The 2,320-nt window shown below is 76.5% G+C and carries 3 protein-coding genes; all 3 read right to left on the bottom strand.

Going from position 1 to position 2,320, the window contains the following annotated elements:
• Nucleotides 1-675: tetratricopeptide repeat protein (locus LLG88_02840; protein ID MCE5245844.1), on the bottom strand; the 675-nt coding region annotated here is incomplete at its 3' end.
• 73 nt (nucleotides 676-748) lie between these two features.
• Complete coding sequence (locus LLG88_02835; protein MCE5245843.1) at nucleotides 749-1,036, bottom strand: hypothetical protein; 288 nt, start codon at nucleotides 1,034-1,036, stop codon at nucleotides 749-751.
• Nucleotides 1,033-1,992 carry a tetratricopeptide repeat protein gene (locus tag LLG88_02830; GenBank protein MCE5245842.1) on the bottom strand — a complete coding sequence of 320 codons (960 nt, stop codon included), beginning with the start codon at nucleotides 1,990-1,992 and terminating at the stop codon, nucleotides 1,033-1,035. The genes LLG88_02835 and LLG88_02830 overlap by 4 nt, the downstream gene beginning before the upstream one ends.
• Between the last annotated feature and the right edge of the window lie 328 nt (nucleotides 1,993-2,320).

Below are 2,320 nucleotides of genomic sequence, written 5' to 3'. Positions count from 1 at the left end.
CGCCGGGGCGAACGCCGCCGGCGGGGCGCCGAACGGCCTCGCCGGAGCGGGGGCGGGCGGGACGTCCAGCGAGAAGAGGGACGGCGCGGACTGCTCCGCGCCGAGGTCGAGATCGAATTCGAGCGGCACGTCCCCGGTGTGGAGTTCGCCCGAGGCCGGGTTGAGCGACAGCTCGGACTGCTCGAGGAGCATCTCCGCCTCGCGGTGCCCGGGCTCGAGTTCCAGCGCGCGGCGGCAGGCCGCGGCGGCGCGGCGCGCGTCGCCGCGGGAGAGGGCGTCGCGGGCCTCGGCCAAGGCGCGGGCGGTCAGCGGCGCGCGCTGGCGGGCGGCGGCGACGTCGCCGACCAGGGCGGCGACTTCGGCCTGCCCGGCGAACTGCTTCGACAGCTCCTCGGCGACCACTTGCGCCTGCTCGAGCGATCCGGCCGACAAAAAGTCGCGCGCCTTGGCGAGGCCCGCCGCCAGCGCGGTGTTGGCGCCGGGGGAGCGCTCGACCTGCGACCAGCGGTTCTCGGTGAGCGACGTCAGGGCGAGCCCTTCACGCGCCCGCTCGTGGCTCGGCTCCATCTGCAGGATCGCCTCGTAGATCTGGCGCGCTTCCTGGATGTCGCCGGAGCGGTAGCAGGCGTCGGCCTGCCGGCACATGTCGTCGATCGGATCGTAGGGGACGGACATTGGCTGCCTTCTTTGGTGTGTTCCCGACGAATGTAGCCGCGCGCGGAGGGGACGGGCAACCGGGGCGCGGCGGCTAACGTCCCGCTTTCCGGCAAGTCTCGGAGCAGAAGAACCGCTCCCCGTCGCGCAGACCGCGCCCTTCCGGGACGCGGACGCCGCAGGCGGAGCAGGGCAGGAGCCGTTCGGCGCCGCCGGCGGGGGACGCGGCGCGCCGCCCGTCGTCGGGGCGCGGCGGCGGCGGCGGGGACGACGGCCGCGGCGTGGCGGGCGGGCGGGACGGGGCGAAGAAGACGTTCCGCAGGACGCGCGACAGCCACCAGGCGACGACAACCAGCAACAGGATTCCGAAAATGCCGCTCACTTTTGGCCCAGTTCCTCTTTGAAGCGCGGGATCGCGGGATGCCGCGGATCGATCTGCTCCAGCCGCGCCAGCCAAGTCGCCGCCCGGGCCTTGTCCCCCGCGGCGAGGCTGACGACCGTCCCGTTGAGGGCGGTCATCGCGTGCCGCGGGTCGAGGCGGATCGAGCGGTCGAACTCGGCGAGCGCCTCGGCGTCGCGGCCGAGCTGGTGCAGCGTCACGCCGTGGTCGGTGACGACGTCCGGGTCGTCGGCCCGCACGGCGAGGGCGCGGCGGTAGGCCGCCTCGGCCTCGGCCCACTGGCCGCGGTCGTAGAAGAAATTGCCGGCGGCGACCTGCGCCGCGTAGTCGTTCGGCTTCGCGCGGCCGTCCTCGACGACCCGCTTCATCTCGGTCAGCCCGGCCGCGGCGGCGGCGGCCTCCGGCGCGTTCGGCGCCCGCCGACGCAACTCGGCGACCGCGTCCTCGGCCTCGGCGACGCCGCCGGCGGCGATCGCCGCCTGCGCGGCGAGGGCGGCCGGCGCGGTCGCGGAGCGGTCGAGGTCCGCGGCGCGGCGCGCGGTCGCGAAGGCCCCGCGGGCGTCCCCCGCGCGGAGCTGCGCGGTCGCCGCCTCGGTCAGGCGGCGCGGGTCGTTTCCGGCGAGGGCCGCGAGGCGGCGGAACGGCTCGACCGCGCGTTCGCGCATGCCGGCGGCCAGGTACAGCTCGCCGAGGTCGGTCAGCGCGGCCTCGTCGTCCGGGTTCTTGTCGAGGCGGGCCCGCAGCGCGGCGAGGCGCGCATCCACCGAGTCCATGCCGGCCGCGGCCTGCGGCGGGGCGCCCGGGGCGCCGGCCGCGGGCGGAGTCGGGGCGGAGGCGCCGACGATGTCCGGCCGCGCGACGACGGCGCCGATGATCGCGCCGACGGCCAAGCCGAACACCAGACCGACGATCAGGAAGAGCAGTTGGTCCCGCCGCATCGAGGCCTCCTTCGCCGCACCCTCCAAGCCTAACCCGAATCGCGCGGCGCGCTCCGTCGCGGACGCGTCCCGTTCGCCGGACGCGCGCGGTCGGCCGCGTGCGCCGCAGCGGCGCGCTGCGGTCGCGTCCGCGCGGCGGGAGCGCGTCCTCGCCGCGGACGCGTGGCCGCGGTGGCGCGGCGGCGCGGTCGGCCCCCACAATCGAGACGATGAACGCCTCGGACGAACGCCCCAACATCTACGGCCTCCGCCGCGCCGAACTGGCCGCGGCGATCGCGCCGCTCGATTCCGCCCGCTTCCGCGCGCGGCAGGTCTTCGCCGCGCTCTA

Source organism: bacterium (genome assembly GCA_021372775.1).
GTDB lineage: Bacteria > Acidobacteriota > Polarisedimenticolia > J045 > J045 > JAJFTU01.
The sequence above is the reverse complement of the archived record's forward strand: the minus strand, read 5'-3'. Positions and strand labels throughout refer to the sequence as shown.

Bases quoted from the DNA above. Each gene is read 5' to 3' on its own strand.
- LLG88_02830 (MCE5245842.1), bottom strand. From the start codon at position 1,992: ATGCGGCGGGACCAACTGCTCTTCCTGATCGTCGGTCTGGTGTTCGGC.